The 25,791-nt window shown below is 57.7% G+C and carries 20 protein-coding genes; 14 read left to right on the forward strand and 6 right to left on the reverse strand.

Annotated features, from left to right (window positions below):
- The 3 genes from ACR0FG_RS00250 to ACR0FG_RS00260 all read left to right on the forward strand — a co-directional run bounded on the left by ACR0FG_RS00250 (position 1) and on the right by ACR0FG_RS00260 (position 4,416).
- Positions 1-3,030: a sarcosine oxidase subunit alpha family protein gene (locus ACR0FG_RS00250; protein WP_480888986.1), complete on the forward strand. Its 3,030-nt coding sequence runs from the start codon at positions 1-3 to the stop codon at positions 3,028-3,030.
- Positions 3,023-3,589, forward strand: a complete 567-nt coding sequence (locus tag ACR0FG_RS00255) for a sarcosine oxidase subunit gamma (protein ID WP_480888987.1) — start codon at positions 3,023-3,025, stop codon at positions 3,587-3,589. Before ACR0FG_RS00250 ends, ACR0FG_RS00255 begins: the two co-directional genes overlap by 8 nt.
- A 266-nt stretch (positions 3,590-3,855) precedes the next feature.
- Complete coding sequence (locus tag ACR0FG_RS00260) at positions 3,856-4,416, forward strand: hypothetical protein (RefSeq protein ID WP_170713605.1); 561 nt, start codon at positions 3,856-3,858, stop codon at positions 4,414-4,416.
- Between the two features lie 33 nt (positions 4,417-4,449).
- On the opposite strand, the gene ACR0FG_RS00265 is transcribed toward ACR0FG_RS00260, so the two are convergent.
- Positions 4,450-5,211 carry an FkbM family methyltransferase gene (locus ACR0FG_RS00265; protein ID WP_480888989.1) on the reverse strand — a complete coding sequence of 254 codons (762 nt, stop codon included), beginning with the start codon at positions 5,209-5,211 and terminating at the stop codon, positions 4,450-4,452.
- 100 nt (positions 5,212-5,311) lie between these two features.
- On the opposite strand from ACR0FG_RS00265, the gene ACR0FG_RS00270 reads away from it, so the two are divergent.
- The 3 genes from ACR0FG_RS00270 to ACR0FG_RS00280 all read left to right on the forward strand — a co-directional run bounded on the left by ACR0FG_RS00270 (position 5,312) and on the right by ACR0FG_RS00280 (position 7,457).
- The gene (locus ACR0FG_RS00270; protein ID WP_480888990.1) at positions 5,312-5,911 is read left to right on the forward strand and encodes a superoxide dismutase; all 600 of its coding nucleotides are present in this window, start codon (positions 5,312-5,314) and stop codon (positions 5,909-5,911) included.
- A gap of 4 nt (positions 5,912-5,915) precedes the next feature.
- Entirely contained in the window at positions 5,916-6,797 is an 882-nt protein-coding gene (locus ACR0FG_RS00275; RefSeq protein ID WP_480888992.1) for a metallophosphoesterase, read from the forward strand.
- A 207-nt stretch (positions 6,798-7,004) separates the two neighbouring features.
- Positions 7,005-7,457 carry a baeRF12 domain-containing protein gene (locus ACR0FG_RS00280; protein ID WP_480888993.1) on the forward strand — a complete coding sequence of 151 codons (453 nt, stop codon included), beginning with the start codon at positions 7,005-7,007 and terminating at the stop codon, positions 7,455-7,457.
- Between the two features lie 37 nt (positions 7,458-7,494).
- Here the strand turns inward: ACR0FG_RS00280 and ACR0FG_RS00285 are convergent, their stop codons facing one another.
- The gene (locus ACR0FG_RS00285; RefSeq protein WP_480888994.1) at positions 7,495-8,043 is read right to left on the reverse strand and encodes an LOG family protein; all 549 of its coding nucleotides are present in this window, start codon (positions 8,041-8,043) and stop codon (positions 7,495-7,497) included.
- A 126-nt stretch (positions 8,044-8,169) separates the two neighbouring features.
- Between ACR0FG_RS00285 and ACR0FG_RS00290 the strand changes: the two genes are divergently transcribed.
- From ACR0FG_RS00290 to ACR0FG_RS00300, 3 genes are all read left to right on the forward strand, one after another.
- Positions 8,170-9,549: a LysM peptidoglycan-binding domain-containing protein gene (locus ACR0FG_RS00290; RefSeq protein WP_480888996.1), complete on the forward strand. Its 1,380-nt coding sequence runs from the start codon at positions 8,170-8,172 to the stop codon at positions 9,547-9,549.
- A 78-nt stretch (positions 9,550-9,627) separates the two neighbouring features.
- On the forward strand, positions 9,628-11,433 hold the full coding sequence (locus tag ACR0FG_RS00295; protein WP_480889533.1) for an ABCB family ABC transporter ATP-binding protein/permease: 1,806 nt from the start codon (positions 9,628-9,630) through the stop codon (positions 11,431-11,433).
- A 132-nt stretch (positions 11,434-11,565) separates the two neighbouring features.
- A complete protein-coding gene (locus ACR0FG_RS00300) occupies positions 11,566-11,889 on the forward strand; it encodes a hypothetical protein (RefSeq protein WP_170713618.1) in 324 nt (107 codons plus the stop codon).
- Positions 11,890-11,981: 92 nt separating this feature from the next.
- On the opposite strand, the gene ACR0FG_RS00305 is transcribed toward ACR0FG_RS00300, so the two are convergent.
- Positions 11,982-15,800 carry an efflux RND transporter permease subunit gene (locus tag ACR0FG_RS00305; protein ID WP_480888998.1) on the reverse strand — a complete coding sequence of 1,273 codons (3,819 nt, stop codon included), beginning with the start codon at positions 15,798-15,800 and terminating at the stop codon, positions 11,982-11,984.
- Positions 15,797-17,026, reverse strand: coding sequence for an efflux RND transporter periplasmic adaptor subunit (locus ACR0FG_RS00310; RefSeq protein ID WP_480889000.1), 1,230 nt, complete (start codon positions 17,024-17,026; stop codon positions 15,797-15,799). The genes ACR0FG_RS00305 and ACR0FG_RS00310 overlap by 4 nt, the downstream gene beginning before the upstream one ends.
- Before the next feature lie 225 nt (positions 17,027-17,251).
- Between ACR0FG_RS00310 and ACR0FG_RS00315 the strand changes: the two genes are divergently transcribed.
- The 5 genes from ACR0FG_RS00315 (at position 17,252) to ACR0FG_RS00335 (ending at position 22,541) form a co-directional block, all read left to right on the forward strand.
- Entirely contained in the window at positions 17,252-17,923 is a 672-nt protein-coding gene (locus ACR0FG_RS00315) for a hypothetical protein (RefSeq protein ID WP_480889002.1), read from the forward strand.
- A gap of 42 nt (positions 17,924-17,965) precedes the next feature.
- Positions 17,966-19,288, forward strand: a complete 1,323-nt coding sequence (locus ACR0FG_RS00320) for a PQQ-like beta-propeller repeat protein (RefSeq protein WP_480889004.1) — start codon at positions 17,966-17,968, stop codon at positions 19,286-19,288.
- 48 nt (positions 19,289-19,336) lie between these two features.
- Positions 19,337-20,800, forward strand: a complete 1,464-nt coding sequence (der, locus tag ACR0FG_RS00325) for a ribosome biogenesis GTPase Der (RefSeq protein WP_170713629.1) — start codon at positions 19,337-19,339, stop codon at positions 20,798-20,800.
- Between the two features lie 161 nt (positions 20,801-20,961).
- Positions 20,962-21,948 (forward strand): fatty acid desaturase, encoded by a 987-nt coding sequence (locus tag ACR0FG_RS00330; RefSeq protein ID WP_480889006.1) that lies wholly within the window; start codon positions 20,962-20,964, stop codon positions 21,946-21,948.
- A 92-nt stretch (positions 21,949-22,040) separates the two neighbouring features.
- Positions 22,041-22,541 carry a helix-hairpin-helix domain-containing protein gene (locus ACR0FG_RS00335; RefSeq protein WP_480889008.1) on the forward strand — a complete coding sequence of 167 codons (501 nt, stop codon included), beginning with the start codon at positions 22,041-22,043 and terminating at the stop codon, positions 22,539-22,541.
- A 39-nt stretch (positions 22,542-22,580) separates the two neighbouring features.
- Here the strand turns inward: ACR0FG_RS00335 and serS are convergent, their stop codons facing one another.
- Positions 22,581-23,873, reverse strand: a complete 1,293-nt coding sequence (serS, locus tag ACR0FG_RS00340; RefSeq protein WP_480889010.1) for a serine--tRNA ligase — start codon at positions 23,871-23,873, stop codon at positions 22,581-22,583.
- 71 nt (positions 23,874-23,944) lie between these two features.
- Positions 23,945-25,609, reverse strand: a complete 1,665-nt coding sequence (locus tag ACR0FG_RS00345) for a mechanosensitive ion channel family protein (RefSeq protein WP_480889012.1) — start codon at positions 25,607-25,609, stop codon at positions 23,945-23,947.
- Between the last annotated feature and the right edge of the window lie 182 nt (positions 25,610-25,791).

The raw sequence follows: 25,791 nt of genomic DNA on the forward strand, positions 1-25,791 counted from the left end.
ATGAGCACCCGTCTCGCAAAACAAGGCCGTCTGATTGACCGGTCGAAACAGGTTTCCTTTACCTTCAACGGCACCTCGATGCAGGGCTACGAGGGCGACACGCTTGCCTCGGCGCTGCTGGCAAACGACCAGATGATGGTTGGCAGATCGTTCAAGTATCACCGTCCCCGCGGCATGGTGGCCAGCGGCGCGGAAGAACCCAACGCTCTGGTCGGTCTGGGCGAAGGCAATCGGTTCGAGCCGAACCAGCGCGCCACCACCACCGAGCTGTTCAATGGCCTGACATCCGTGTCGCAGAACCATTGGCCGAACCTGGAATTCGACGTGGGCGCGATCAACACGCATCTATCGCGGTTCCTGCCTGCCGGTTTCTATTACAAGATGTTCATCCATCCGAAACCGTTCTGGAAACACGTCTACGAGCCGTTCATCCGTCAGTCTGCCGGTCTGGGCAAAGCGCCCGACAAAGACTCGCGCGATGCGGATACTTACGAACACTTCTACGCCTTCACCGATGTTTTGGTCATCGGCGGTGGTGTCGCGGGTCTGCAGGCCGCGAAGGCGGCTGCACAATCTGGCGCCAAGGTTCTGTTGATCGAGCAGACCGCACATTGGGGTGGTCGGGCTCCGGTTGACGGCGGTATCGTCGATGGGCAGCCTGTGGATAAGTTCGTGGAACAATTGGTTTCCGAACTGGAAACAATGGACAATGTTACCATGCGCAATCGCTGCATGGGGGCAGGAGTCTATGACCACGGTTACGTGCTGGGATACGAGCGCTTGACCGACCACAACCCGGGCGCACAGGGTCCACGTCATCGTCTTTGGCGCATCCGTGCGAAACAGGTTGTGACCGCCACTGGTGCAATCGAACGCCCGCTGTCCTTCGCGGGCAACGATGTTCCGGGCGTCATGTTGGCCTCGGCCATGCGTGACTATGTAGTCAACTGGGGTGTCACCCCCGGTGAGCGTGTTATCGTTGCCACCAATAATGACGACGGCTATCGCACCGCGATCATCCTGAAACAGGCCGGTGTAGATGTTCTGCGCGTGATTGATGCGCGCGACAGCGCCGGGCCTCTGGCCGAGGAAGCCCGTCAATTGGGTATTCGTGTCGATCCCGGCAAGGCCATCGCCAAGGTCAAAGGCGGCAAGCGCGTCAAAAAGGTCGATCTTTGCAATCAGGACGGCATCGGTGGCGCGCGGGAAGAGGTCGAATGCGACGCGGTCGCCATGTCGGGTGGCTGGTCGCCGGTCGTTCACATGTGGTCGCATTGCGGCGGCAAGCTGATCTGGGATGAGGCGAACGCCCATTTCCGTCCCGACCCCGCGCGTCCTCCGCTGGGTGCGGATGGCGAAGGCTTTGTTCTGGCGGCTGGCAGTTCGAACGGACCGCTGGCGCTGGGCGAGGTTCTGAACGACGCACATGCGGCTGGCAAATCGGCGGCAAAAGCCGCCGGTTTCAAGCCGAAGAACACCAAGGCTCCGACCGGTGAGACCACCGAAGAGGCTCCGATGGCGGCGGTCTGGCTAATGCCTGCGAATGCAGACATTCAGCTACGCATGAAATCGTGGCTGGACTTCCAGAATGATGTCAAGGTTTCGGACGTCCAACTGGCAGCGCGCGAAGGTTATGAAAGCGTCGAGCACACCAAGCGTTACACCACGCTGGGTATGGCGACCGATCAGGGTAAGTTGAGCAACATCAACGGCTTGGCGATCCTTGCTGATGCATTGGACAAGGAAATCCCTAAGGTCGGTACAACCACCTTCCGTCCGCCTTACACACCCATCTCGATGGCTTCGATTGGCGGTGAAGCGCGTGGTGAGGTGTTCCAGCCGATCCGTCAGACTCCTATGCACAACTGGCACGACAAGAACGGCGCCGATTGGGAGCCGGTCGGCCACTGGCGCCGGACCTATGCCTATGTTCGTCCCGGTGAATCCGTTCATGACGCGGTTAATCGCGAGGTCAAGAACACCCGTGAAAACCTCGGCCTGCTGGACGCCTCAACGCTAGGCAAGCTGATCGTCAAGGGTCCAGATGCCGGCAAGTTCCTGGACATGCTGTACACCAACATGATGTCCACGCTGAAGGTCGGCAAATGCCGTTATGGCCTGATGTGTTCGGAAAACGGCTTTTTGATCGACGACGGCGTTGTTGCCCGGATCGACGAGGATACATGGCTGTGTCACACCACCACCGGCGGTGCCGAGCGTATCCATGGCCACATGGAAGAATGGCTGCAAACCGAATGGTGGGACTGGAAAGTCTACGTCGCCAACGTGACCGAGCAATACGCGCAGGTCGCTGTCGTGGGGCCGAATGCCCGTAAGGTGCTTGAGAAGCTGAACGCGCAAGCGGGCGGCGGTATGGACCTGTCGAAAGAGGCGCTGCCCTTCATGGAATGGCGCGATGGCAAGATCGGTGAGTTCGACGCGCGCGCCTATCGCATCTCGTTCTCGGGTGAGCTGTCTTATGAGATCGCGGTTCCGGCTTCACAAGGTCAGGCGTTCTGGGACGCTCTGATTGATGCAGGTCAGGAGTTCGGCGTGATGCCTTATGGCACCGAATGTCTGCACATCCTGCGGGCCGAGAAGGGCTTTATCATGATCGGCGACGAGACCGACGGCACCGTGATCCCGCAGGATCTGGGGCTGCACTGGGCGCTGTCGAAGAAGAAAGAAGACTATCTGGGTAAACGCGCACATACGCGCAGCCACATGGCGGACCCTGAGCGTTGGAAACTGGTTGGTCTTGAGACTGTGGATGGATCGGTTCTGCCGGACGGTGCCTATGCGGTGGGCGAGGGCGTCAATGCCAATGGTCAGCGCAATATGATCGGGCGTGTGACCTCGACCTATTACTCGGCCAATCTGGGCAAGGGTATCGCCATGGGCCTGATCAAGCACGGGCCGGATCGCATGGGCGAAATTGTCGAGTTCCCGGGCACGGACGATAAAATCTACAAAGCCAAGATCGTGGACCCGATCTTTTACGACAAGGACGGGGAGAAGCAGAATGTCTGAACCCATCAGCGCACTGAACCACGCCAGCTATGAAGGCATCGCAAAGGTCGAAGAATGCGGCCTGCAAGGCATGATCACCGTTCGTGGCGATCTGTCCGACAAAGTGCTGGCCAAGGCCGTCAAGGACGCCACCGGGCAGAAGATGCCCGGCCAGCGTGAGGCTTTGGTGAAAGGTGACACCGGCGTGGCTTGGATGTCTTCGGACGAGTTGCTGGTGCTGGTGCCTTATGCCGAGGTCGAGGCCAAACTGGCCGCGATGGCAGATGCACTCAGCGGCATCCACGCTTTGGCGGTGAACGTCTCGGACGCCCGCGCGGTGTTCCGTGTCTCGGGCAGTAGCGCCCGCGAGGTGCTGGGAAAGGTCGCACCGGTCGAGTTGTCGGTTGAGGCCTTCCAACCCGGCCAGATCCGTCGCTCGCGTCTGGCACAGGTCGCAGGCGCGTTCTGGATGGACGACGCTGAGACCTTCCGCGTGGTTTGTTTCAGGTCAACTGCGGACTATGTGTTCAAGCTGCTCAAGGTCGCTGCGCAACCGGGTAGTGAGGTTGGGGTATACTGACCTACGCCTCAGTATTAGATGCAATGCCGCCCGATCCTGTCGGGCGGTTTTTTCTTGGGCAATTGCCGTCAATATTCTTCAATCAACGCGTGTTTGAATCAACGAATTCGAGCACGGTTTCCTTGCATCTAAAATGAGAAGGTGTTTTTGTCAGTTCGCGCATAACGCGTCTGATCATCGTACTGGAGGAATGGAAAGAAATCAGACTGTACGTTTTCGATAATGTGACCAATTTTCCAGGCGCAGCCTTGTGACTTGAAAGGCTCGTGCCGCGCAAACGACAACAATTGTTTAAAACCTTCCGCCAGTTCCAATTCGCTCAACAAGGGGCATGGGAGGGCCGCAAGACGAAAGCGGCAATACTTTCGAAACAGGAAAATCGTATGAAGCTAGCCTCTCTTTTTGCAACCTTTGTTTTGTTCGCGACTGCTGCGCAGGCGGATGTTCAAAGTTATGAATGCGATCTCAATAGCACCCAGGATCGCGGCTGGATCCCACGCAAAGTTCTTCTGAGCGTCGATGCTGATCGCAGACGTGCGCGGGCTTATGATGGGGCAATTCGTGCTTCAAATGAACTGGCAAACATTGCTGCGGAAACTCCGGCAGACGCGAAATTCAAGGAAACACGCAAAGGCGAATATCGCTTGTCTTGGCGGGTTACGCTGCGGGCAGAGACGACGGGTGACTACAGGGTTGCTTACACTGCAACGCTCGACCCACGAACTAACGCCATCGCTATGAGGGTTAGTTTCCCGCAAGCTAATGTGACCACTCGTCCGTATGGGAAGGGTGCCTGTAGACCAGTTCCATCTGAAAGCCTGTTCTAAGCTGACAACCTGCGTAATGGCTGTTTGCAAGTCTCAGGCCGTGAGTAAAAATGTTTCAAACCCGGAAAGGGCGGAGGCTTCGGTAAAGCATTCAAACCCTTCCCTGTTTTTGTCGCTTGATCGGCAGTTCGGGTAAAAGGAAAGAAGCTCGGCGATTTTTTCCATGCTCTCTTTTTGATTGCTCGGATCAAGAAGCCCCGCATGTGTCGAAAGATACAATGCGGGGCGATGTTCTTTCAAAAAGGGAATAAGAGTTGGCAGAACCATGAATTCTGCCCCCTCGATATCCATCTTGACCAACGAAACCTGCGACAGATCGTTCACAGCCTCGAACTGATCCCATGCAATCGTAAGCGCATCATTTCCATGCGCGCCATCGTGCAGTAGCGAACTGGTGGAATCCCCCGGCTCACCCCGTACCGAAGCCATGCGCGCGATGCCGAATCGTTCTGACAGCGCAACGCCAAAGGCCGAGACGTTCTGAATTCCGTTGAGATCCAAGTTCCACGCAAGATGCCGGAATGCGGTTGGGTCCGGTTCAAAACACCACACATGTCGCGCTTTGCGCGCGCCATAAAGCACGGTGGGCCCGATCCACGCACCAATATCGAGATAGTCGCGGTCAGGTGAGAGAAACCGGTCCAAAACAGCAAAAGTCTCGGGCTCCCACGCGCCGGATGTGGCCTTGCGCCAAAACTTCGAGTGATAGGGATCAAGGCGGAAGGGCTCGCCGTTCAGATTGCCCGAATAGTAGCCGCGGGCGCGGTAAAACATCTTGCGCGCCTGTGTCAGCATCGCGGACCTCCGGGTTTTCTTGTCTCGGCTCTTGACCTGCGGCGGTTGCCAAAGCATGTAACCTTGGGAACCGCAACTTATATTAAAACAGGGGGCCGAGATGGCTTTTGAACTTCCTGATCTTCCTTATGCACATGACGCGCTGGCAGCCAAGGGTATGTCCGCGGAAACACTGGAATATCACCACGACCTGCACCACAAGGCCTATGTCGACAACGGCAACAAGCTGATCGCTGGGACTGAATGGGACGGCAAATCGCTGGAAGAGATCATCGTCGGCACCTACGACGCAAACGCCGTCGCGCAGAACGGTATCTTCAACAACATCAGCCAGCTATGGAACCACAACCAGTTCTGGGAGATGATGGGCCCCGGCGGCGACGCGATGCCCGGTGAGCTGGAGAAGGCGCTGACCGAAAGCTTCGGCTCGGTTGACGAGTTCAAATCGCAGTTTAGCGCAGCCGGTGCTGGTCAGTTTGGCTCGGGCTGGGCATGGCTGGTCAAGAACGCAGACGGCTCGCTGGCAGTGACCAAGACCGAGAACGGCGTGAACCCGCTGTGCTTTGGTCAGACCGCTCTGCTGGGTTGTGACGTGTGGGAGCACTCGTACTACATCGATTTCCGCAATAAGCGTCCAGCTTACCTGTCGAACTTCCTCGACAATCTGGTGAACTGGGAAAACGTCGCATCGCGGATGTGATTGATTGAATCGCAAGAGATTTCTGAAAGGCCTGCTGGCGCGCAAGCGAGCGGGCCTTTTTGGTGCCGGGTATAATTACTTTATCGAGCCTGCACTAAAGTTGCGCGTGCGCAAATGGCATATACAACGTGATGACTGGACACTTCCACCGCTACGCATCGCAGTTGTGTCTGACCTTCACGCCGGTGAACCCTTTGTGGGTATTCATCGAATTAAGCAGATCGTCCGTCGCACAAACGCGATTGCACCCGACCTTATCTTGTTGCCGGGCGACTTTGCACGGGGGCACAAATTTGAGACCCGTTCGATCGGCATTGAGGAAATAGCGCCCATATTGGCGCAACTCAAAGCTCCTTTAGGTGTGTATGCTGTTCTCGGAAATCACGATTGGTGGGAGGATCGAAATGCGCAACGGCGCAGATGTGGTCCGAACATGTTTGCAGAGGCTCTGGAGCAAAGCGGGATACCTGTACTTTCCAACTCTGCAACTAAGCTAGAAAGTGCAGGATTTTGGCTGGTAGGCCTTGAAGATCAAAGAGCGTTACGGCGTGGTTTGCGACAAACTCAAGGTCTGGATGATTTGCCAGCTACCATGGCACAGATCACTGACAACGCACCGGTCATCATGATGGCCCATGAGCCTGACATCTTCCCAGATCTGCCCGATCAAGTCGCGTTGACTGTATCTGGTCACACACATGGCGGGCAAATTCGTTTATTCGGTCGGGCCCCGGTCGTGCCGTCTCGTTATGGCGAACGGTACGCTTATGGGCATGTCCGTGAAAATGGCCGCGATCTGGTTGTGTCTGGGGGAATTGGATGCTCGGTTTTGCCAATTCGGTTTGGAGTGACACCCGAGATTACGGTTGTTGAACTGTCTGCCTGACAAGTGAAATCTTGCCGATCCGTCAACTTTCGGACCCGAACCTATTGTACGGCCTGCGGCAATACCTAGCTATATAGCAGGCGGAGGGAGAGAACCGCCAAATAGTTGAAAAGCAACACTGTTACGCGCGAAAACACCAATCGCGCGACAGATAAGTTGCGCCGGCCGAGCGGGGGACCAGCAGAGCATTCTGAACAGGAGAGCACTATGGCAGCACTTGAACAGGGAACATGGGTTATCATCGCAGACGGAGAAAAAGCGTTGGTGATGGAAAACATCACAGACGCGCAGGATCCCAATCTGGTTGTTGTGTCGGTTGAGGAAACGGATGCTCCTAACACCAAGCCAACAGACCGGGCTGGACGTCGATATGATGGCGGGCCGAACCAGAAATCCGCGGTGGAAGAGGATCAGTGGAAAACCCATGCCAAATCTCTGTTCGTGCAGGATGTGGCAAATTTGCTGAACCGGCGGGGGTTGAAGGGCGCTTTCAAACGACTGGTTCTGGTGGCCAGCCCGCATGTGCTGGGTCTGCTGCGCCGCAGGCTGCACAGTGACGTTCTGGCCAAGGTGGTGGCTGAGGTCGATAAGACACTGACCAATCACCCACTGCACAAGGTCGAGAAAATCCTGACCACGCGACTGGCAAAACCTGCGTAAGGGGGCAATGAACACGGGCGGCCCGCGCCGCCCGTTGTCAGATCAGGTCACGCAGGCTGGATATGGCAGCTTCGGGGCTGTCGGCCCAGGTGATGAACCCAGCCAAGGACGGATCAGCGAATTCCTGACTGATCACGTGGTCCAGCAGCTTGTGCAGGCCGTCCCAGTACCCATCCACATTCATCACCAGAATGGGTTTGTCATGCAGGCCCAATTGGCGCCATGTCAGCGCCTCGAACAGCTCGTCCAGTGAACCGGGGCCGCCGGGCAGGACGACCACAGCGTCGGCATTCATGATCATGACCTTCTTACGCTCATGCATTGTCTCGGTCACGACAAAGCGGGTCAGGTCGGTTTTGCCGACCTCGCGTCGCAGCAAATGGACCGGGATGACACCAAACGTATCGCCGCCAGCCGATTGCGCAGCACGCGCGACTTCTCCCATCAGACCCACATCGCCAGCCCCGTAAACCAGCCGCCAGCCTTCCTTGGCCAGCAAGGTCCCGAATTGACTGGCGGCCTGTGAATAGGCCGGATTCGTGCCATTGCGTGACCCGCAATACACACAGACGGATTTCTGGGGCATGTAATGGCGTCTCCGGGCTTGTGTCAGAGGTTTTGACCCCTGATAGCGGGATTGATAGATTGGCTCAACCGTCCGTTGGAATGCTTGCCACTCCGGGCATTTACGGGGCGGAGTGAAAGGAACAGAATGAACGCCAAATCGGGAAGCGGAAACTCTGGAACATTTGTCTGGGGGCTGGTTGCGGGTCTCGTCGCCCTGCTGAGTGCAGGTGGTCTGTACATGTCTGGTCTGTTTGGCAATGACCCCGCACCACAGCCGCAGGAGGCTGAGACTGCGGTTCAGGAACCCGTTGCTGAGCCCGCGCCAGCCGAAGAAACGCAAACCGAGGCGCAACCGGCAGAAAACAAGGCGGACGAGGAAACGGCAGAAACCCCGGCACCTGAAGCAGAGCCTGCCGAAGAAGATGAACCTACTCTGGCAACGGCCGTAGCCCCCGTTTTGGATCAGATCTTTGTCGAACCGGACGGAAATGCTCTGTTGTCCGGCAACGCCGAACCCGGTGCCAAAATCAACGTCGTGCTGGATGGCGAAACCGTGCACAGCTTTACTGTTGATGACAGTGGGCAGTTTGCCGAGTTTGTGGCGATTCCATTTGCCGACACTGCACGAGGATTGGTTCTTGAAACCGAAGGCGGCGAAAAGGTCGTGCAATCCGACGACTATCTGATTGCTGCCCTGCCAAAACCTGAACCGCAGGAGGAAGCTCCGGAGGTTGCTCAGGCACAACCCGCCGTGCCAGAGACACCCGCCGAGACCGTTGAGGAAGACGTCGCACAGGTAGAGGTGCCCGAAGCCGAAACCGCCGCGGACGTACCGGGCAATGAGGCGTCTGAGACGCCGGTTCCTGAAGGCTCTGCGGCAGAAGAAACAGAAACTGCGGTCGCTGACCCCGTGCCAAATGACGTGACCCCGACCGAGGAAACGCCAGAAACGACTGAAGAAACAGATCAACAGGTTGCAATTCTGCGTTCTGGTCAGGAAGGTGTTGAACTGGTGCAACCGCCAACCGAGGACGAAACCCCGCCGGATCAGGTCGCGCTGGACACGATTGGCTATTCCGAGAGCGGCGAGGTTGAGCTGACCGGCCGTGTTCAGGATGAATCGACGGTTCGCCTTTATCTGGACAACGAACTGGTGGCTGATCTCGATCCGGTTGATGACGGTCAGTGGCGCGGTGAGATCGAAGGCGTTGATCCCGGTGTGTACACTCTGCGCGTTGACGAGGTTTCACCCGAAGGCGATGTGGTCAGCCGGATTGAGACACCGTTCAAACGCGAACCGATTGAAACCCTGCGTGCAGCCGATGTTGCCACCGACCCCGACGCAACGGGTGAGGTTGCCCCGATCCGGTCGGTTACGGTTCAAAAGGGCGATACGCTTTGGGCGATTTCGCGTGATCGGTTCGGGGACGGCGTCTTGTATGTCAAACTGTTCGAAGCCAATCGCGCTGCGATTCGCGACCCGGACCTGATCTATCCTGGGCAAATCTTTACGATTCCGGACTAAAAACCCTTCTCTGGCCCATTTCGGGCCGGAGCCAATCTCAGACCGCAGTTAAGGTACGTGATGAGAAAAACGCCTCCGATGCGTTCCGAAGATATGCAGGCCCCGGACGAACGACGCTCGGGGTGGAGAACCATTCGTAAGGTCGCCCCGTATCTGTGGCCTGTTGATGAGCCCTGGGTCAAACGGCGGATCGTTTTGGCCATGGCGATGTTGGTGCTGGCCAAACTGATCGCCGTTTACACCCCCATTCTTTACAAAGGCGCGGTGGACAGTCTGGCGGGTGAAGGCGTTCCACCGTTGGCATTGGGCGCGATTGGCCTGACGGTTGCCTATGGCGTGGCGCGTATGATGACGGTCGGGTTCCAGCAGTTACGGGATGCTCTGTTTGCACCCGTTGGGCAGCGGGCCTTGCGAGCGCTGGCGCTTGAGACCTTTCAGCACATCCATCAGCTTTCTATGCGCTATCATGTATCAAGGCGCACGGGCGGGTTAAGCCGGATCATCGAACGCGGCGTCAAAGGTGTAGAATTCCTGCTGCGCTTTCTGCTGTTCTCGATCGGGCCGCTGATCCTGGAACTTTTGCTGGTGGCCATCATCCTGATGTGGCTGTTCGATGTCTGGTATCTGGTCGTCGTCGCAGCCACGATTGCGCTTTATATCTGGTTCACGTTTGCCGTCACCGAATGGCGGGTGAAGCTGCGCCGCGAGATGAACGATCAGGATACCGAGGCCAATCAACGCGCCATCGACAGCCTGCTGAACTTTGAAACCGTCAAATATTTTAACGCGGAAATGCGCGAAGCTGAACGCTATGATGTGTCGATGAAAGCCTATGCGCAAGCGGCATTGAAAACGGCATATTCGCTGGCCTTTCTGAATTTTGGTCAATCCATGCTGATCACCGCCGGGTTGATCGGTGTGATGGTTCTGGCCGCTATTGGTGTTCAGAATGGCGCGCTGACGGTTGGTGATTTTGTCATGGTCAATGCCTACATGATCCAGATCACCGTGCCTCTGAATTTTCTGGGGACGGTCTATCGGGAAATTCGTCAGTCGCTGGTCGATATGGGGCAGATGTTTGATCTGCTGGAACAACCGGCTGAAGTGACTGACAAGGCCTGTGCACCAAACCTGAAAGTAAATGGCGGGGAAATCACGCTAGAAAATGTGCGTTTCGGTTATGAAGCGGACCGAGAAATCCTCAAGGGCGTCTCTCTGACCGTTCCGGCGGGGCAAACGGTGGCGATTGTGGGGGCGACCGGGTCAGGCAAATCCACCATAGGGCGGTTGCTGTTCCGGTTCTATGATGTGACTGGTGGTGCCCTGAAAGTTGATGGGCAGGACGTTCGAGACATTGCGCAAACCAGTCTGCACGCGGCCATAGGCGTGGTTCCGCAGGACACGGTCCTGTTCAATGACACGATCCGCTATAACATCGCCTATGGCCGGGACGGGGCCAGCCAGGCGGACGTGGAAAATGCCGCCAAGGCCGCTCAGATCCACGACTTTATCAAAAGCCTGCCCCAAGGGTATGACACCATGGTCGGCGAGCGCGGCCTGAAACTGTCAGGTGGTGAAAAGCAGCGTGTTGGTATCGCGCGAACGCTTCTCAAAAATCCGCCGATCCTATTGCTGGATGAGGCGACCTCGGCGCTGGATACCGACACTGAGCAGGACATCAAGGACGCACTCTCGCGCGCTGGCGAAGGGCGGACGGTGATTACCATCGCGCACCGTCTCAGCACCATCGCCGAAGCGGATCAGATTGTTGTGCTAGAGCAGGGCGAGATTATCGAGCAGGGCACGCATGATGAGTTGCTGGCGCGCGAAGGGCGATATGCACAGCTTTGGAATCGCCAACAATCGGATACTCAGGCAGCGTGATTATTGGCAACTGATCCGTCGCTTTTTGGCGCGAATATCCCGGTTTCTGTTTGACGCTGATCTCTGACAGCGAGATGTAGGATACGTGCCATGCCCGGTGCAATTGGCGCGGTCCAACAAAGGGAAAAATCTATGAAGATGCGAGCAGTAGCAGCTTTGACTGCAACAGTATTGATGGCGACCTCGGCATTTGCCGAGGATCTTGAATTTCTGATCGTCAACGAAACCAGCGCGGATCTGGTCGGGTTCAACGTTTCCCCGGCGTCGTCCGACAGCTGGGAAGAGAACCTGCTAAGCGGCGGCTATCTGGCCCCGGACTATGAAATCGGCGTTCTGATCGCGGACGGGCTGACCACCTGCGTCTATGATATTCGCGGTTCGTTCAGCGATGGGGAAACGGTCGAGGATTACGGCCTGGATCTGTGCGAACTCGGTGAATACGTCTTTGCCGAATAAGGTATCGGCCAAAAGGAAAGGGTAAGCCGACAGGCTTACCCTTTTTGCTGCCCGCCCAAGTCGGGCGGATTTCCTCAACCGAAGCCCAATCCCTACTCGGCGGCCTTCAACGGCGTTGTAGGCGGATGGTCGGGGCGGTCGTCTTGCCCGTCCTTGATCGCGTCAGGCGCTTCGCCCCAGACAACCTCGGTAGATTGCATCTCACGCGCAGCGCGTCCGATCTGCATATCCTGCGCGATCCGGCTGGATCGGCCTTGGGTCAGCCGCGCCAGAACCCGGGCCAGCCAGATCGCATAGGTCGTTACCCAGACCCGCAAAGCCAGGAACGAGGGCGTTACGATCAGCGTCAGAACCGTCGCCGTGCCCAGGCCGAACACAACTGCCGTTGCCAGCTGTTTCCACCAGAGCGCGGTCGGGCTGTCGATGGAATAGCCGCCGTTGATGAAATCAAGCGACAAGCCAAACATCATGGGTGTCAGACCCGCCATTGTGGTCAGCGTCGTTAGCAACACCGGACGAATTCGCGCCTCGGCGGTGCGGACGATGGCCTCGATCCGGGGCATCTGGCGGCTGTATTCCTGATAGGTGTCGATCAGAACAATGTTGTTGTTCACCACGATCCCCGCAAGCGCCACGATGCCGGTACCGGTCATGATGATCGAGAATGGTTGTTCCATCCAGATCATCCCCAGCAGTACGCCGGTTGTTGACAGAACCACCGCCAGCAGAACCAGAACCGAGTTATAGAACGAGTTGAACTGCGCCAGCAGGATCACGAACATCAGGCCCAGAGCGCCCGCAAAGGCGTTCATCAGGAAGGCGCCAGATTCTTCCTGATCTTCCTGATCGCCGGTCCACTCCCAACTGATTGCGTTGGCGAAAGGAGCGGTGTTCAACCATTCGGTCAGAACTGCGATCCGTTCGTTGGGGTTGATCAGCCCGAACTTGAGGTCTCCGTCATCCAGCGCGATGCGCAGGTCAGCGACACTATCGGCACCGGTCAGTTGGACAAGCTCGAAACTCACGCCGTTGGGGTCGTCGAAAACAGCCCCGGTCGGCGCGGAATCTTCAGTGACTGCCCGCATGATCGCCAGCCTTTGCTGGGTACCGTCCGGGTTTTCGACGAATGCTTTGCTAAGGCCCGCCTCAACATCCGCCTTAACATCATAATACCGTTCCTGATCGACGCGGTTGATCTCGGCCAGCTTGGCCACTGGCTTGCGGGTGACAAAGTTCGACAGAGGCACGAGCCCGTCCGGAGTGCGCACCTTGAGCGTATCGAGCGTGGACAACACGCGGTCTTCATCGGGCAGTCGGACGCGGATTTCGATTTCCTCATCCGTGCTGTCAGGGCGCATCTCGCCCAACAGGATACCACGCGTGACCAGTTGCACCATTGCGCCCACGGTGGCGACGTCCGCGCCGAAACGGCCCGCTTTGGCGACATCGACGTCAATCTGCCAGTCGATGCCGGGCAGGGGCAGCGAATCCTCGATCTTGATCAGGCCGGGGGTCTGATCAAACACCGAACGCGCGGCGAGGGTGGCGCTGGTCAGGTCGTCCCAATTGTCGCCCTTGATCCGCAGATGAACCGGCTTGGCCGAGGCAGGGCCTTGTTCCAGCGGCAGAATTTCGACGATAATCCCGGGCAGCGTGGACAGTTCAGCGTTCAATTCGTCCAGTACAAAGTTGCCGTCATATTCGGCGGCGATCTCTTCCTTTTCAAACCCAAGCAGACCAGCAATCGGCCCCCAGAACCAATTGGTGATCCGCTCTGAAGTAATCGGCCGATCTTCCCAAGGAATAAGTTCGAACTGAACACGCCCAACCGTGTCTGCAGGCGCTTCGGCCCCGCCCGTGTTCTGGTTGAGCCCGCCTTCGCCAGCGAACGAGAACACGTTGATCACTGCCGGGTGCGCGGCGATGACATCCTCGGCGGCCAGCACCATCGCGTCCTTTTCCATCAGCGACAGGTTGCCCCGTGCCCGGACATAGGCCGTCGCCTGTTCCGGCTCGGTTTCGACAAAGAATTCCACACCGCGCGCGTTCTGCGGGAAGAAAATGAACGCGACCCAGAAGACCAACGCAAATACAACGGCGATTGAGACTACTGGCATGATCGAGTTGCCAACCAGAAACTTCATCACATAGCCAAAGGCGGTGTGTTCCTTGGCTGTATGAACGTGATCCTCTGGTGCACGCTGGATTTTAGCAGCGCTGAGCGTGATTGACCCGCCAAAGGCCCCCAGCATCAGCAGAATTGCACCAATGATCACGCCGCTTATCGACGATCCAGGCATCAGATAGCTAGGGTTCACCATCTGCATCGCACCCAGGAACATCAGGTACAGAACAGGGGGCACCATCGCAGCCCGCGCCCACCACGGGGTGCGCGCACGCAGCCAATCCGACATACGATCAAAAACCCGGCTCAGCCGACCGGACACACCGCCCATAACGGGCAGGTAGATCAGCGCAACAACGAGAGATGCCGACAAGACAAAGATCAGCGTGATCGGCAGCATCTTCATGAACTCGCCGGGGATACCGGGCCAGAACAGCATGGGCAGGAAGGCACAAAGCGTAGTGGCCGTAGATGAAACGATGGGCCAGAACATTCGCTGCGCCGCCTCGACATAGGCGTGCATCGGACCGACGCCCTCTTTGATGCGCTTGTCGGCGTATTCCACCACCACGATGGCCCCATCGACCAGCATACCCACGGCCAAAATCAGTCCGAACATCACCATGTTCGAGATCGTGACGCCAATCATCGCAAGGAAGGCAAAACACAGCAGGAACGACGTCGGAATCGCAAAGCCCACCAGCAGCGCGGCGCGTGTTCCCAGAGAGGCTAGAACCACGATCATCACCAGCGCGATGGCGGTCAGAACCGACCCTTCGAGCTGTCGCACCATGGAATCGACTATGCGGCTTTGGTCGTTGGAGGTGCCGACATCCACCGCCGCCTGCAATTCGGCGGGCCACTTCGATTGCGCCTCGGCAACGGTGGCTTTCACCTGCGCGACGGTGTCGATCAGGTTGAAACCTTTGCGCTTGACGACCTGCAGGGCCACCGTCGACTCTCCGTCAAATCGGGCAGTGCCTGCGCGATCTTCGAACGTATAGTTGATCTGGGCCAACTCGCCCAAGGTGACAACACGGTCGCCGTTGACTTTGATGGGCAGTGCATAGACATCCTGTGCGGTCTTGAAAGACGAGGGGATCTTCACCGAGAACGTGCCCTGTTCGGTTTCAACTTCGCCCGCGGCGATCAACTGGTTGTTGTTCTGAACAACACTGATCAGTTCATCGGCTGTTACGTTGTAAGCCTCAAGGCGCAGCGGGTCGATCACGACCTCCAGCATTTCGTCGCGATCCCCGGCAATCCCGGCTTCCAGCACGGAATCCAGCGCTTCGAGTTCATCCTGCAAGTCTTTGGCAACACGCGCCATTGTGCGTTCGGGCACTGCGCCTGTCAGGTTGACGATCACGATGGGGAATTCCGAGAAATTGACCTCGGTAATCGTGTATTGCTCGGCCCCGTCGGGGAAATCGCTCTGGGCTGTATTCATCGCGTCGCGCACATCGGCGATGGTGGCCGACTTATCCCAGCCGAACTCGAATTCGAGCAGAATGCCCGCATAGTTCTCGGCGGCGGTGGCGGTCATCTTATCTAGCCCGTCGAGATCGGCCATCTCGGTTTCCATAGGCTTGATCAACAGGCTTTCGCTGTCCTCGGCGGAAATGCCGGGGAATTGCACCGACACAAACAGCATCGGGATGTCGATATCCGGCTCACCTTCTTTGGGCAGACTGACATAGGCAAACCCGCCAACCACAAGCGAGATTGCAATAAACGCCAGAACCATTCTGGCGCGGCCTGCGGCCCAACTGACGATACCCGTCATTTCAAGGCTTCCCTGTAGGTCGGCGCCACTGCGACACCGCTTGTCACAAATTCCTGCCCGATCACAATAACGTCCGATGTCTCGGGCAGGCCATCAACCCACACACCATCGGGTGTGTCGCGCAGCAATTGGACGGGGACAAAATCAACAATATTGCCGGTGCCGACGGTACGCACGCCCAACTGACCGTCGTTGTTCAGCGTCAGGGCTGATTGCGGCAGCAGATGGGCTTTGACGCCTTCGGCATCGATGCGAATGTTGGCGGTTTGACCATCGCGGATCAGCAGCTCGGGGTTCGGGACCGTGATTTCAACCTCGAAGGTTCGTGTCGTTTCATCCGCTGAACGGCTCAGGAAGGTTACACGACCTTCGACCGCCAGCCCGGTGATCAACTGTGCCGAAGCGGTTGAGCCCACGATGATCCGGTTCACTTCGGTCTCCGGCACGAACCCCACCAGCTTGATCGGATCCAGTTGAATAACCGTCGCGCACAGCGATCCGGGCTGCATCAGGCTGCCCAATTCTGCGGTGTCACTTTCCAGCAGGCCCTTGAACGGTGCTTCGATGGTCAGGCGATCCATCTCACGATGCGCGGCAGCAACCTCGGCCGAGGCCGCTTCGATCCCGGCCTGAGTTGCTTCCAAACCTGCCTCGGCGGATTTCACACCAGCCTCGGCTGTGCTCATAGCGGCTTCGCTTGAAATGCGGCGGGTTTCCGAGCCGAACCCGGTCTCGGACAGCTTGCGCGCGGCTTTCAGGTTGATTTCCGCTTCGGCAACGCGAGCATGAGCCTCTTCAATGCGCGCTTCGGCTTCGGGGATGCGGCTTTCGGCTTCCAACTTACCCGCCTTCGCTTCGGCCAGATTGGCGGGGCGGGTGCCGGGGTCAAGTTCGCACAGCAGATCGCCAGCTTCGACAAAGGCCCCTTTGCGTTTGGGCTCTGACACGACGGTTGAGGTGGTTTCGGCCAGGACTTCGACCTGACGGTTGGCTTTGGTCTGACCGCGCAATTGAACGGCGCTGCCAATTTCGCGCGCAATCGACCGATAGGCGACCACGCCAACGGCGTTTTCCGTAACGTCAACTGAGACATCGGTCGCTGCGCCAGTGGTTTCAGCATTGTCCTCTCCACGACCTGCAAATGCAAATAACGCGTCGCGCTGGAAAACCAGAAAATACAATACAACAGTGACCAAAACCGCATTGATGAGGGAAATCAAGCGCATAGAAAGCCTCTCTCAGATATCTTCGCCTCGTTGAATCAGGGCGCACACGATTTGAGATGGGGCCGGAACCCCTATATGTCCATACTGAACTGAATAGTTCGGAATCGCTTTTTAGGCAAGAGGTCGGCGTATATCGGCAAATGTGTAAATTCCGACACTTGGCTTGGCCGTGGCACCGGGGTATGACATGGCGCCAGAAAGCCGATTACAACGCCCGGGGGCAGGATGAGCGACGTCGACAGTTTCATTGATGAGGTCACCGAAGAGGTGCGCCGCGACCGCATGTATCTGCTTTTGCGGCGTTGGGGCTGGGTTGGTGTCGTTGCCGTCGTCGCTATTGTTGGCGGTGCCGCGTTCAACGAATATCGCAAAGCACGCGACGCCAGTCAGGCCGAGGCGTTGGGCGATGCAATACTGTCTGCGCTTGAGCAGAACGATTCGACGGAACGTGCGGCCATCCTGGCCGGGGTGGATACGCAATCGGCGGGTGGCGAAGCTGTGTTGAACATGCTGCTTTCAGCGTCGCAGGTCGAGGCCGGGTCCGAAGCAGAGGCGGTGGAAAGCCTGAACGCCATTGCCTTGCAGGGCGACCTGCCGGAAATCTACCGTGCGATCGCCAGTTTCAAGGCGCTGCTGCTACAGACCGAGACACTGCCCGCAGCGGACCGTCGTCAGCAGTTTGAAGCCCTGGCCGCTCCGGGTGCGCCTTTGCGGTTGCTGGCCGAAGAACAACTGGCTCTGATCGACGTGACCGAGGGTGAAATGCAAGCCGCGATTGATCGTCTGCAAGCTCTGCGTCAGGACGCAGAAGCCAGCTTTGACCTGCAACAGCGTGCTGCCCAGTTGATCATAGCGCTGGGTGGTCAACCCGAGCCGCTTGTGGCGCAGCAAGGCTGATACGTGGCGGACCCAAGGCAAACCAGGCGAGTTCAACAGAATATGGTAACAAGACATTTTTCACGGTTTGGACTGGTGGCCTCGGTGGTTGCCGCGATGACGCTCAGCGCCTGTGAAGAGCCCGAGGTGGTTCTGCCCGGCGAGCGAGAGGATATCCGCCCCGCCATCGACAACGAAACGGTTGAGCTGCGCGGATCGAAACCCATCAGCCTGCCATCGCAAAGTGCCAATGCAAGCTGGCCGCAAAGCCCTGGAACTCCGGCCTTTCGGACCACAAATGCGGCGCTGAGGGCAGCGCCGCAGCGGATCTGGTCGACTTCGATCGGGGCCGGTGACGCGCGCAAGCAGCGGATCACAGCCGATCCCGTCGTCGCCGGAGGGTTGATCTATACGCTGGATGCGGGCGCGACGGTGTCCGCCGTGACGCCGCAAGGGCAGGTTGCGTGGAGCACCAATGTCATTCCCGCCACCGAAAAGGAACAGGACGCGACTGGCGGCGGTATCGCTTATGCGAACGGCGTTCTGTATGTCTCGTCCGGGTTCGGACGCCTGACCGCTCTGGACGCGAAAACCGGTGCGCAACGCTGGCAAAAGCGTTTGAACGCGACCGGCAGCGGCGCGCCTTTGGTCAGCGACGGGTTGCTGTATCTGGTGGCAGGTGATGAAACCGGTTGGGCGGTGAATACCAAGGATGGACGTATCGCCTGGCAGATTCAGGGCACGCCCAGCGTGGGCAATGTTCTGGGTGCGCCCGCACCAGTGGTGACGTCAGACCTGGTGATTTTTGCATTCGGATCCGGCGATATTGCTGCGACCTTCCGTAAGGGCGGCATCCGGCGCTGGAACGCATCTGTTGCGGGTGGCCGTCGTGGCCGGGCGGCCGCGCGTATCGTGGATGTCACGGGCGGGCCGATGGTGTCGGGCAGCACGATCTATATCGGCAACCACTCGGGCCGCACAGTCGCCTTTGACGCCACCAATGGCGAGCGCAAATGGACCGCACCCGAAGGGGCCGTGGACACGGTCTGGCCTGCCGGCAACAGCATTTTCCTGATCAGTGACCGCAGCCAGCTGGTGCGGCTGGACGCGGCAGATGGATCAATCGTCTGGGCACAGGACTTACCGGGCTTTGTCAAAGATCGCCCCGGTCGCCGGGGTCCGATTTTTGCTCATTACGGTCCGATTGTAGCGGGTAGCCGCGTTGTTGTGGCCTCGAACGACGGGTTCTTGCGGTTCTTTAATCCGGTTGACGGATCGTTGGCTCATCAGGTCGAAGTGCCGGGTGGGGCGACAACCGCACCGGTCGTGGCCGGTCAGACATTGTACGTCGTTTCGACCAAGGGCGAACTGCACGCTTTCCGTTGACGAAAAGATGCGCTAAAGGGCGCGTCTGAGTCTTGAAAGATTGGTATCATGTCGCTGACCCTCGCCATCGTGGGGCGCCCGAATGTGGGCAAATCCACTCTGTTCAACCGCCTTGTCGGCAAGCGTCTGGCCTTGGTCGACGATCAGCCCGGCGTGACACGCGACCTGCGCGAGGGCGAAGGGCGTCTGGGTGATTTGCGCTTTACCGTGATCGACACTGCGGGGCTTGAGGACGCGACTGACGACAGTTTGCAGGGCCGGATGCGCCGCCTGACCGAGCGTGCGGTGGATATGGCCGATGTCTGTCTGTTCATGATCGACGCACGCGTGGGCCTGACCCCGACCGACGAACTGTTTGCCGAGATTCTGCGAAAACGCTCGAAGCATGTGATCCTCGCCGCCAACAAGGCCGAGGGCAACGCCGCCGATGCGGGTGTGCTAGAGGCCTATAACCTCGGGCTGGGTGAGCCGGTACGTTTGTCCGGCGAACATGGCGAGGGGATGACGGACCTTTATGCGCAACTGATGCCATTGGCCGATGCCGCTGAAGAGCAACAGGATGACACAGCACCCGAGACCGACATTGAACTGGATGAGGATGGTGAGGGCGAAGCGCCTCTGATCTCGGACGCCAAGCCTTTGCAGGTGGCCGTCGTTGGCCGCCCGAATGCCGGTAAGTCGACGCTCATCAACAAGATCATGGGCGAAGATCGCCTGCTGACCGGCCCCGAGGCGGGAATCACGCGTGATGCGATCAGCTTGCGGGTGGATTGGGCTGCACCGGATGGCGATAGCACGCCAATGCGTATCTTTGACACCGCCGGGATGCGAAAAAAGGCAAAGGTGCAGGAAAAGCTGGAAAAGCTCTCGGTTTCCGACGGTCTGCGTGCGGTGAAATTTGCCGAAGTGGTCGTTGTTCTGCTGGATGCTGCGATACCCTTTGAACAGCAAGACCTGCGCATCGCTGATCTGGCCGAGCGTGAAGGGCGCGCTGTTGTCGTCGCGGTGAACAAATGGGACATCGAAGAGGACAAGCAGGAAAAGCTGCGCGAACTGAAAGAGTCATTCGAGCGTCTGTTGCCACAACTACGTGGCGCGCCGCTGATCACCGTCTCGGCCAAGACCGGTCGCGGTCTGGAACGTCTGCGCGCAGCCATCCTGCGGGCGCATGACGTGTGGAACCGCCGCGTGCCGACCGCAGCGCTGAATCGCTGGCTGACGGCCATGCTGGAACAGCACCCCCCGCCAGCCCCACAAGGCCGCCGGATCAAACTGCGCTACATGACGCAGGCCAAGACCCGTCCGCCGGGTTTTGTCGTAATGTGCTCGCATCCCGACAAGATGCCCGACAGTTACTCGCGCTATCTGGTCAACGGCCTGCGCGAAGATTTCGACATGCCCGGAACCCCCATCCGCCTGACGCTGCGTGGGCAGGGCGATAAGAACCCCTACAAGGGTCGGCGCAAAAAGAACGCTGGTGCCTTGGCCAAACATCTCAAGCGCGGGGCGTAACTGCGCTAATTTTCAGCATTTTCGGACAGGGGGCGTGACAGCCCCTTTTTGCCGCGTTAGCATTCAGTGGCGTGCATTTGTTTTCGCACGCCCTGCCATGCGGATTTACCGCTTTAGCTTTGAAACAACTTTGAACCGGGCCATCGTGGGGAGCGGGCTTGATGGATTTGAGGGAATATACAAGACAATACGCGGTGCAGGACAACAGGCTGGCTGCACTCAGCTATTTCGGAACATTTGCGGTGTATTTTGCATCGCTGACCTTGGCGATCGTTTATGTTGACCGGTGGTATGTGATGGTTCCCGCCGGGATCGTGTTCGCCTTTTCGGCGGTACGTCTATACGTGCTGCAACATGATTGCGGGCACCATTCTCTGTTCGAAACGCGCCAGCAGAATGAATGGGCGGGGCATGGGCTGTCACCGTTCACATTTGCGCCGTTTGAAGTGATGAAGCAGAACCACAACCTGCATCATGCAGGCATCGGTAACCTCGAGCATCGCGAAACCGGTGAAATTCACACCATGACCCTGCGAGAGTGGAACGAGGCCAACTGGAAATCGCGCTTGTACTATCGCCTGTATCGCAACCCGTTCATCCTTGTACCGGTGGGCGCGTTGTTTACCTATTTCATCCGCTATCGCTGGCCCAAGAACACCGCGCGTTTTGGCGTTAAGGGTGTGCTACTTCACAACGTCTCGATCATCATATTCCTTAGCCTTTTGTACCTGATCGCCGGTATGACCGGCATTCTGGTCTGGCTGGTATTTTCGTTACTGGGCGGGATGTTGGGGGTGTTTCTTGTCTATCTTCAGCACAATTTTGAAGACACCTATTGGGATCGTCGTCCTGATCTTGACCCTCAGCTGGCGGCGCTGCAGGGATCGTCGGCTTTGGATTTCGGTTGGTGGTTCGACAACGCCGTGGCCTGCATAACGCTGCATGACATTCACCATTTCAATGCACGTATCCCGTCCTATCGTCTGCGCGCCTGCCACTATAACCTGCCACCCGAATACACACCGCGACGGATCAAATTCCCCGAGGCGGTCGCGGCATTGAATCTGAAACTCTGGGATGAAGAGGCGAACCGGCTGGTTCCGTTCCCGCCGAAAAGGTCGGATCGGCAATTTGCACATAGTGGCTGATGCCCTAACATCATCGAATGAAAGAGCGCGCTGGTAGGACGAAACCCGTCGTGACCAAATCAACGGGTCACGAGACAACGAAAGGACCTGAAATGACCGCAGTTACCGAGGTGCGTGGCGTTGGACCGGCGCTGGCACAGGCGCTGAGCGCGCAGGGTATCAAATCCGCCGAAGATCTGGCCAAAGCAAAACCCGGGGAATTGGTCAAAGTCCCGCGCATCGGTGTCGCACGCGCGCCGGTTCTGATTGCCGCCGCAAAAAAAATAACCTCCGCCAAGCCTGCGGCCAAGGCGTCGGCCCGCAAGACAGCGCGCCAAAGCGCTTCGGCCAAAAAGGCCGAAGCGGAACGCAAGGTGGCTGCGGAAAAGGCCGAGGCTGAAGCTAAGGCCAAGAAAAAGGCAAAGGCCAAAGCCAAGGCCGAGAAAGCGGCCCGGAAGAAGTCCGAGATGGAGGCAGCCATCAAAAACGCCAAGGACAAGGTCAAGGAAAAGTCCAAGAAGGGTAAGAAATCGAAAAAGGACGACAAGAAAAAGTCGGACAAGAAGTCGAAGAAATCCAAAGGCAAGAAGGATAAGAAAAAGGCGAAGAAGTAGTCTTCTTCGCCTTGTCCGGTCAAAACCTGTTTCGATTTGTCAGGCCAGCGTACCGTCCAGTTGCAAAGTCAGCTTACCGCCCAGATAGGGCGATAGAACCTCGGGCAGGGTGACGGTGCCGTCTTCGTTCTGTCCGTTTTCCAGCACCGCAATCAGACAGCGTCCGACTGCAAGGCCCGATCCGTTCAACGTGTGCACATATTCGGGCTTTCCACCAGCATCGGGGCGGAACCGGGCATTCATGCGCCGGGCCTGGAAATCACCTGTTGTCGAGACCGAGCTGATCTCACGATAAGTGTCCTGACCGGGCAGCCATGCCTCGATGTCATAGGTGCGGCGCGCGCCAAAACCCATGTCGCCGGTGCACAGAACAACGGTGCGATAGGGGATGCCCATCTGCTCCAACAGGTCTTCGGCACAGCGTAACATGCGCTTTTGTTCCTCATCCGACGTGTCGGGATGCGTGACCGAGACCATTTCGACCTTTTCGAACTGGTGTTGGCGCAACATGCCCGCAGTATCTTTGCCTGCGCTACCAGCTTCGGACCGGAAACAGACAGTATGGGCCGTCATACGGATGGGCAGGGCGGCCTCGTCCAGAATGTCGCCCGAGACCGAATAGGTCAGCGTGACCTCGGATGTCGGGATCAGCCACCAGCCATTTGTGGTCTGATAGCTGTCTTCGCCGAATTTCGGCAGCTTGTCGGTGCCGTACATCGCCTCATCCCGGACCAGAACGGGGGTCTGCATCTCGGTCAGGCCGTTCTTGTCGATATGCGTGTCCAGCATGAACTGTGCCAGCGCGCGATGGATGCGGGCGACACCTTTGGACAGGTTCACAAAGCGGCTGCCGCTGGTTTTGGCCGCCGTTTCAAAATCCATCGCTGCAGCAACAGCGGGGATTTCGTAGTGTTCCTTGGGAGCAAACGAGAAGTTGCGAGGTGCGCCCCAGCGGTTGATCTCGACATTGTCGTCCTCGTCAGCGCCCTCCGGCACGTCGTCTGCAGGCAGGTTGGCGATGCGGGCCAACTGATCGGTCAGAAGCGCGTCCAAATCCTTGGCCTCGGTCTGCATCCGGGCAATTTCGGCCTTTTTCTCGGCCACCAAAGCACGCAGGCGTTCAAATTCAGCTTCGTCACCGCGACCTTTGGCGGCGCCAACCTCTTTGCTGGCTTTGTTCTGTTCGGCTTGCGCGGTTTCAGCCGCCAGAATCTTGGCCCGACGGCTTTCATCAAGTCGCAGCAGGTCTGACGACACCGGCGCGTCCCCGCGGCGCGCAAGGGCGGCGTCGAAGGCGGCTGGGTTTTCGCGAATGGCGCGGATGTCGTGCATGGTTCAGATCCTTAATGCGTGAATCACTAAAGCTGCTTATGCACCATCTGTTGGGCGGGGTGTAGCGCTGGTTACGACTTATCCGCGTCCTCATGCGATTCATGCGCCAGATGGCCATCCCATTCCTCGGCCGGGATTTTTGGCTCGGCCGGGTCAGCAATATAGGAAGGCGTCATGATCTGAACGTTGTTCTCGTTGAACACAGCCACAATGTTTCGATGCAGGTCCGATCTGATCTTTGGAATGATGCTGCCACGCGTTGTGTAGCCGTTGATCTGATAGTTGATCGCATAGTCCGCCAACGCGGTCCAAAGAACGAATGGCTCGGGCTTGGCTTTGATGCCCTTGGTCCGGTTCGCGGCTTCGATCAGCATCGCCTCGACCTTTTCTGGGGGCTCTTCATAGCCGATACCAACCGTCGTGTGCAGCAATAGCCCGCTGCCGTCGGTTTTCTTCGAGAAATTGACCACGTCCGAGTTCATCAACTGTGCATTTGGGATCGATATCAGCTCGTTCTTGATCGACTTCAGATGGGTCTCCATCAGTTTGATCTGCACAACGTCGCCGATGTGATCCCCGATCTGGATACGATCCCCGATCGAGGTCGAGCGGCGGTAGATCACAAAAAGACCAGCCAGCATGTTTGAGACGACCGAATTCGCGCCCAACGACAACATTGCGCCAACAAGAATGGTCAGCCCCTGAAACGCGGCTGAATCCGAGCCCGGAATATATGGAACCGCAAAGACCAGCGCGATCAGAATGACGACGACACGGGCGATGTTGAAGGTCGGACTGACCCAGTGCTTTTCAAAATCACCCAGTTCGAATGTGCCGGCCTCGACCGCTTCAAAAAAGACACGCATCCCTTTGATAACATACAATGTTACCCAGGTGATCAGCGCCAGCATAATCAAGTTGGGGAAATAGCTGATGATGCCCTTGAAGATCAGCAGAACCGGCTCGGTCAGATAGGTCAGAAGCAACTGTGCGAAATACCGTGTTTCGGCAAAGGCGAGCAGGACGAAAGACAGGTAGTAGTAAAAACCCAGAAAGAAGAGGACGAGCAGAACGAAATTCAGACCGTATCGTATCAGGGCCGCCATCGCTTCGGCCTGCACGTGCTTTGCAGTCGCGGTTTCCATGCCCTTGAGGTAACGCTGGACAAAACGCAGTGTTCGACGCCTGATCCTGCGGTGCAGCCAAAGGATCAAAAGGACAAACACGATGAACCCCACGGTCCAGGCCGCCGCTTCAATAGCGCCCGAGACAATCGCCTCATCCGTGCGATTGGCGCGATAGGACAGGATGGCCTCGCGTATCGCATCGCCGTGCAACACGCTGAGAACGCTGACTTCCATCTGATCCAGCTCAGAATCAGCCTCGGTCACGATGGAAACGAACTGGCCGTCGGCAAGGATTCGGGTGCCAAATTCGGATTCTTCGAACGTTATCTCAACCTCAGAGGACTCTGAGGCTTCGGCGATTTCGATGATCACGTTTTGGACGCGTTCCGCGCGTTCAGGCGCGGGCAGGGCGCTGGACCCCCTAAGCCGGAACAGAATATCCCCGTCAATGATGACAGGCGCTTTGAAAATGTCGGATTGCGCCTCCTCATTCTCGGGCTCGTCTGCGGGGGCATCCTGCGCCTGAAGAGAAGTGGACAACAGCAACACAATGGCGGCGGCAAACAGAAAATGCGCCAGCATTTGCAAGGGTTTGAAGATTGTCGCCATGTCCCCTCCGATACCTTGACTATATCCTGTTGGGCGCATGTTCCTAGGGCATATCTGCAACGCTGGGAAACAACATGGTCCGATATTGCCATCACATGGCCAGACTTGATGCGGCCATTGCTTGCAAACGGCGGGTCCACAGCATAGGTTCCCGCCAAATTTGCGGAGAGCGCTCCGCATCA

The sequence above is a fragment of the Ruegeria sp. E1 genome, from assembly GCF_056534225.1.

What these genes read in the sequence shown, in the direction of transcription:
- ACR0FG_RS00250 (WP_480888986.1), top strand. Translation starts at nt 1, where the DNA reads ATGAGCACCCGTCTCGCAAAACAAGGCCGTCTGATTGACCGGTCGAAA.
- ACR0FG_RS00255 (WP_480888987.1), top strand. Translation starts at nt 3,023, where the DNA reads ATGTCTGAACCCATCAGCGCACTGAACCACGCCAGCTATGAAGGCATC.
- ACR0FG_RS00265 (WP_480888989.1), bottom strand. Translation starts at nt 5,211, where the DNA reads ATGCTGACACAGGCGCGCAAGATGTTTTACCGCGCCCGCGGCTACTAT.
- ACR0FG_RS00270 (WP_480888990.1), top strand. Translation starts at nt 5,312, where the DNA reads ATGGCTTTTGAACTTCCTGATCTTCCTTATGCACATGACGCGCTGGCA.
- ACR0FG_RS00280 (WP_480888993.1), top strand. Translation starts at nt 7,005, where the DNA reads ATGGCAGCACTTGAACAGGGAACATGGGTTATCATCGCAGACGGAGAA.
- ACR0FG_RS00285 (WP_480888994.1), bottom strand. Translation starts at nt 8,043, where the DNA reads ATGCCCCAGAAATCCGTCTGTGTGTATTGCGGGTCACGCAATGGCACG.
- ACR0FG_RS00290 (WP_480888996.1), top strand. Translation starts at nt 8,170, where the DNA reads ATGAACGCCAAATCGGGAAGCGGAAACTCTGGAACATTTGTCTGGGGG.
- ACR0FG_RS00295 (WP_480889533.1), top strand. Translation starts at nt 9,628, where the DNA reads ATGCGTTCCGAAGATATGCAGGCCCCGGACGAACGACGCTCGGGGTGG.
- ACR0FG_RS00300 (WP_170713618.1), top strand. Translation starts at nt 11,566, where the DNA reads ATGAAGATGCGAGCAGTAGCAGCTTTGACTGCAACAGTATTGATGGCG.
- ACR0FG_RS00305 (WP_480888998.1), bottom strand. Translation starts at nt 15,800, where the DNA reads ATGACGGGTATCGTCAGTTGGGCCGCAGGCCGCGCCAGAATGGTTCTG.
- ACR0FG_RS00310 (WP_480889000.1), bottom strand. Translation starts at nt 17,026, where the DNA reads ATGCGCTTGATTTCCCTCATCAATGCGGTTTTGGTCACTGTTGTATTG.
- ACR0FG_RS00315 (WP_480889002.1), top strand. Translation starts at nt 17,252, where the DNA reads ATGAGCGACGTCGACAGTTTCATTGATGAGGTCACCGAAGAGGTGCGC.
- ACR0FG_RS00320 (WP_480889004.1), top strand. Translation starts at nt 17,966, where the DNA reads ATGGTAACAAGACATTTTTCACGGTTTGGACTGGTGGCCTCGGTGGTT.
- der (WP_170713629.1), top strand. Translation starts at nt 19,337, where the DNA reads ATGTCGCTGACCCTCGCCATCGTGGGGCGCCCGAATGTGGGCAAATCC.
- ACR0FG_RS00330 (WP_480889006.1), top strand. Translation starts at nt 20,962, where the DNA reads ATGGATTTGAGGGAATATACAAGACAATACGCGGTGCAGGACAACAGG.
- ACR0FG_RS00335 (WP_480889008.1), top strand. Translation starts at nt 22,041, where the DNA reads ATGACCGCAGTTACCGAGGTGCGTGGCGTTGGACCGGCGCTGGCACAG.
- serS (WP_480889010.1), bottom strand. Translation starts at nt 23,873, where the DNA reads ATGCACGACATCCGCGCCATTCGCGAAAACCCAGCCGCCTTCGACGCC.
- ACR0FG_RS00345 (WP_480889012.1), bottom strand. Translation starts at nt 25,609, where the DNA reads ATGGCGACAATCTTCAAACCCTTGCAAATGCTGGCGCATTTTCTGTTT.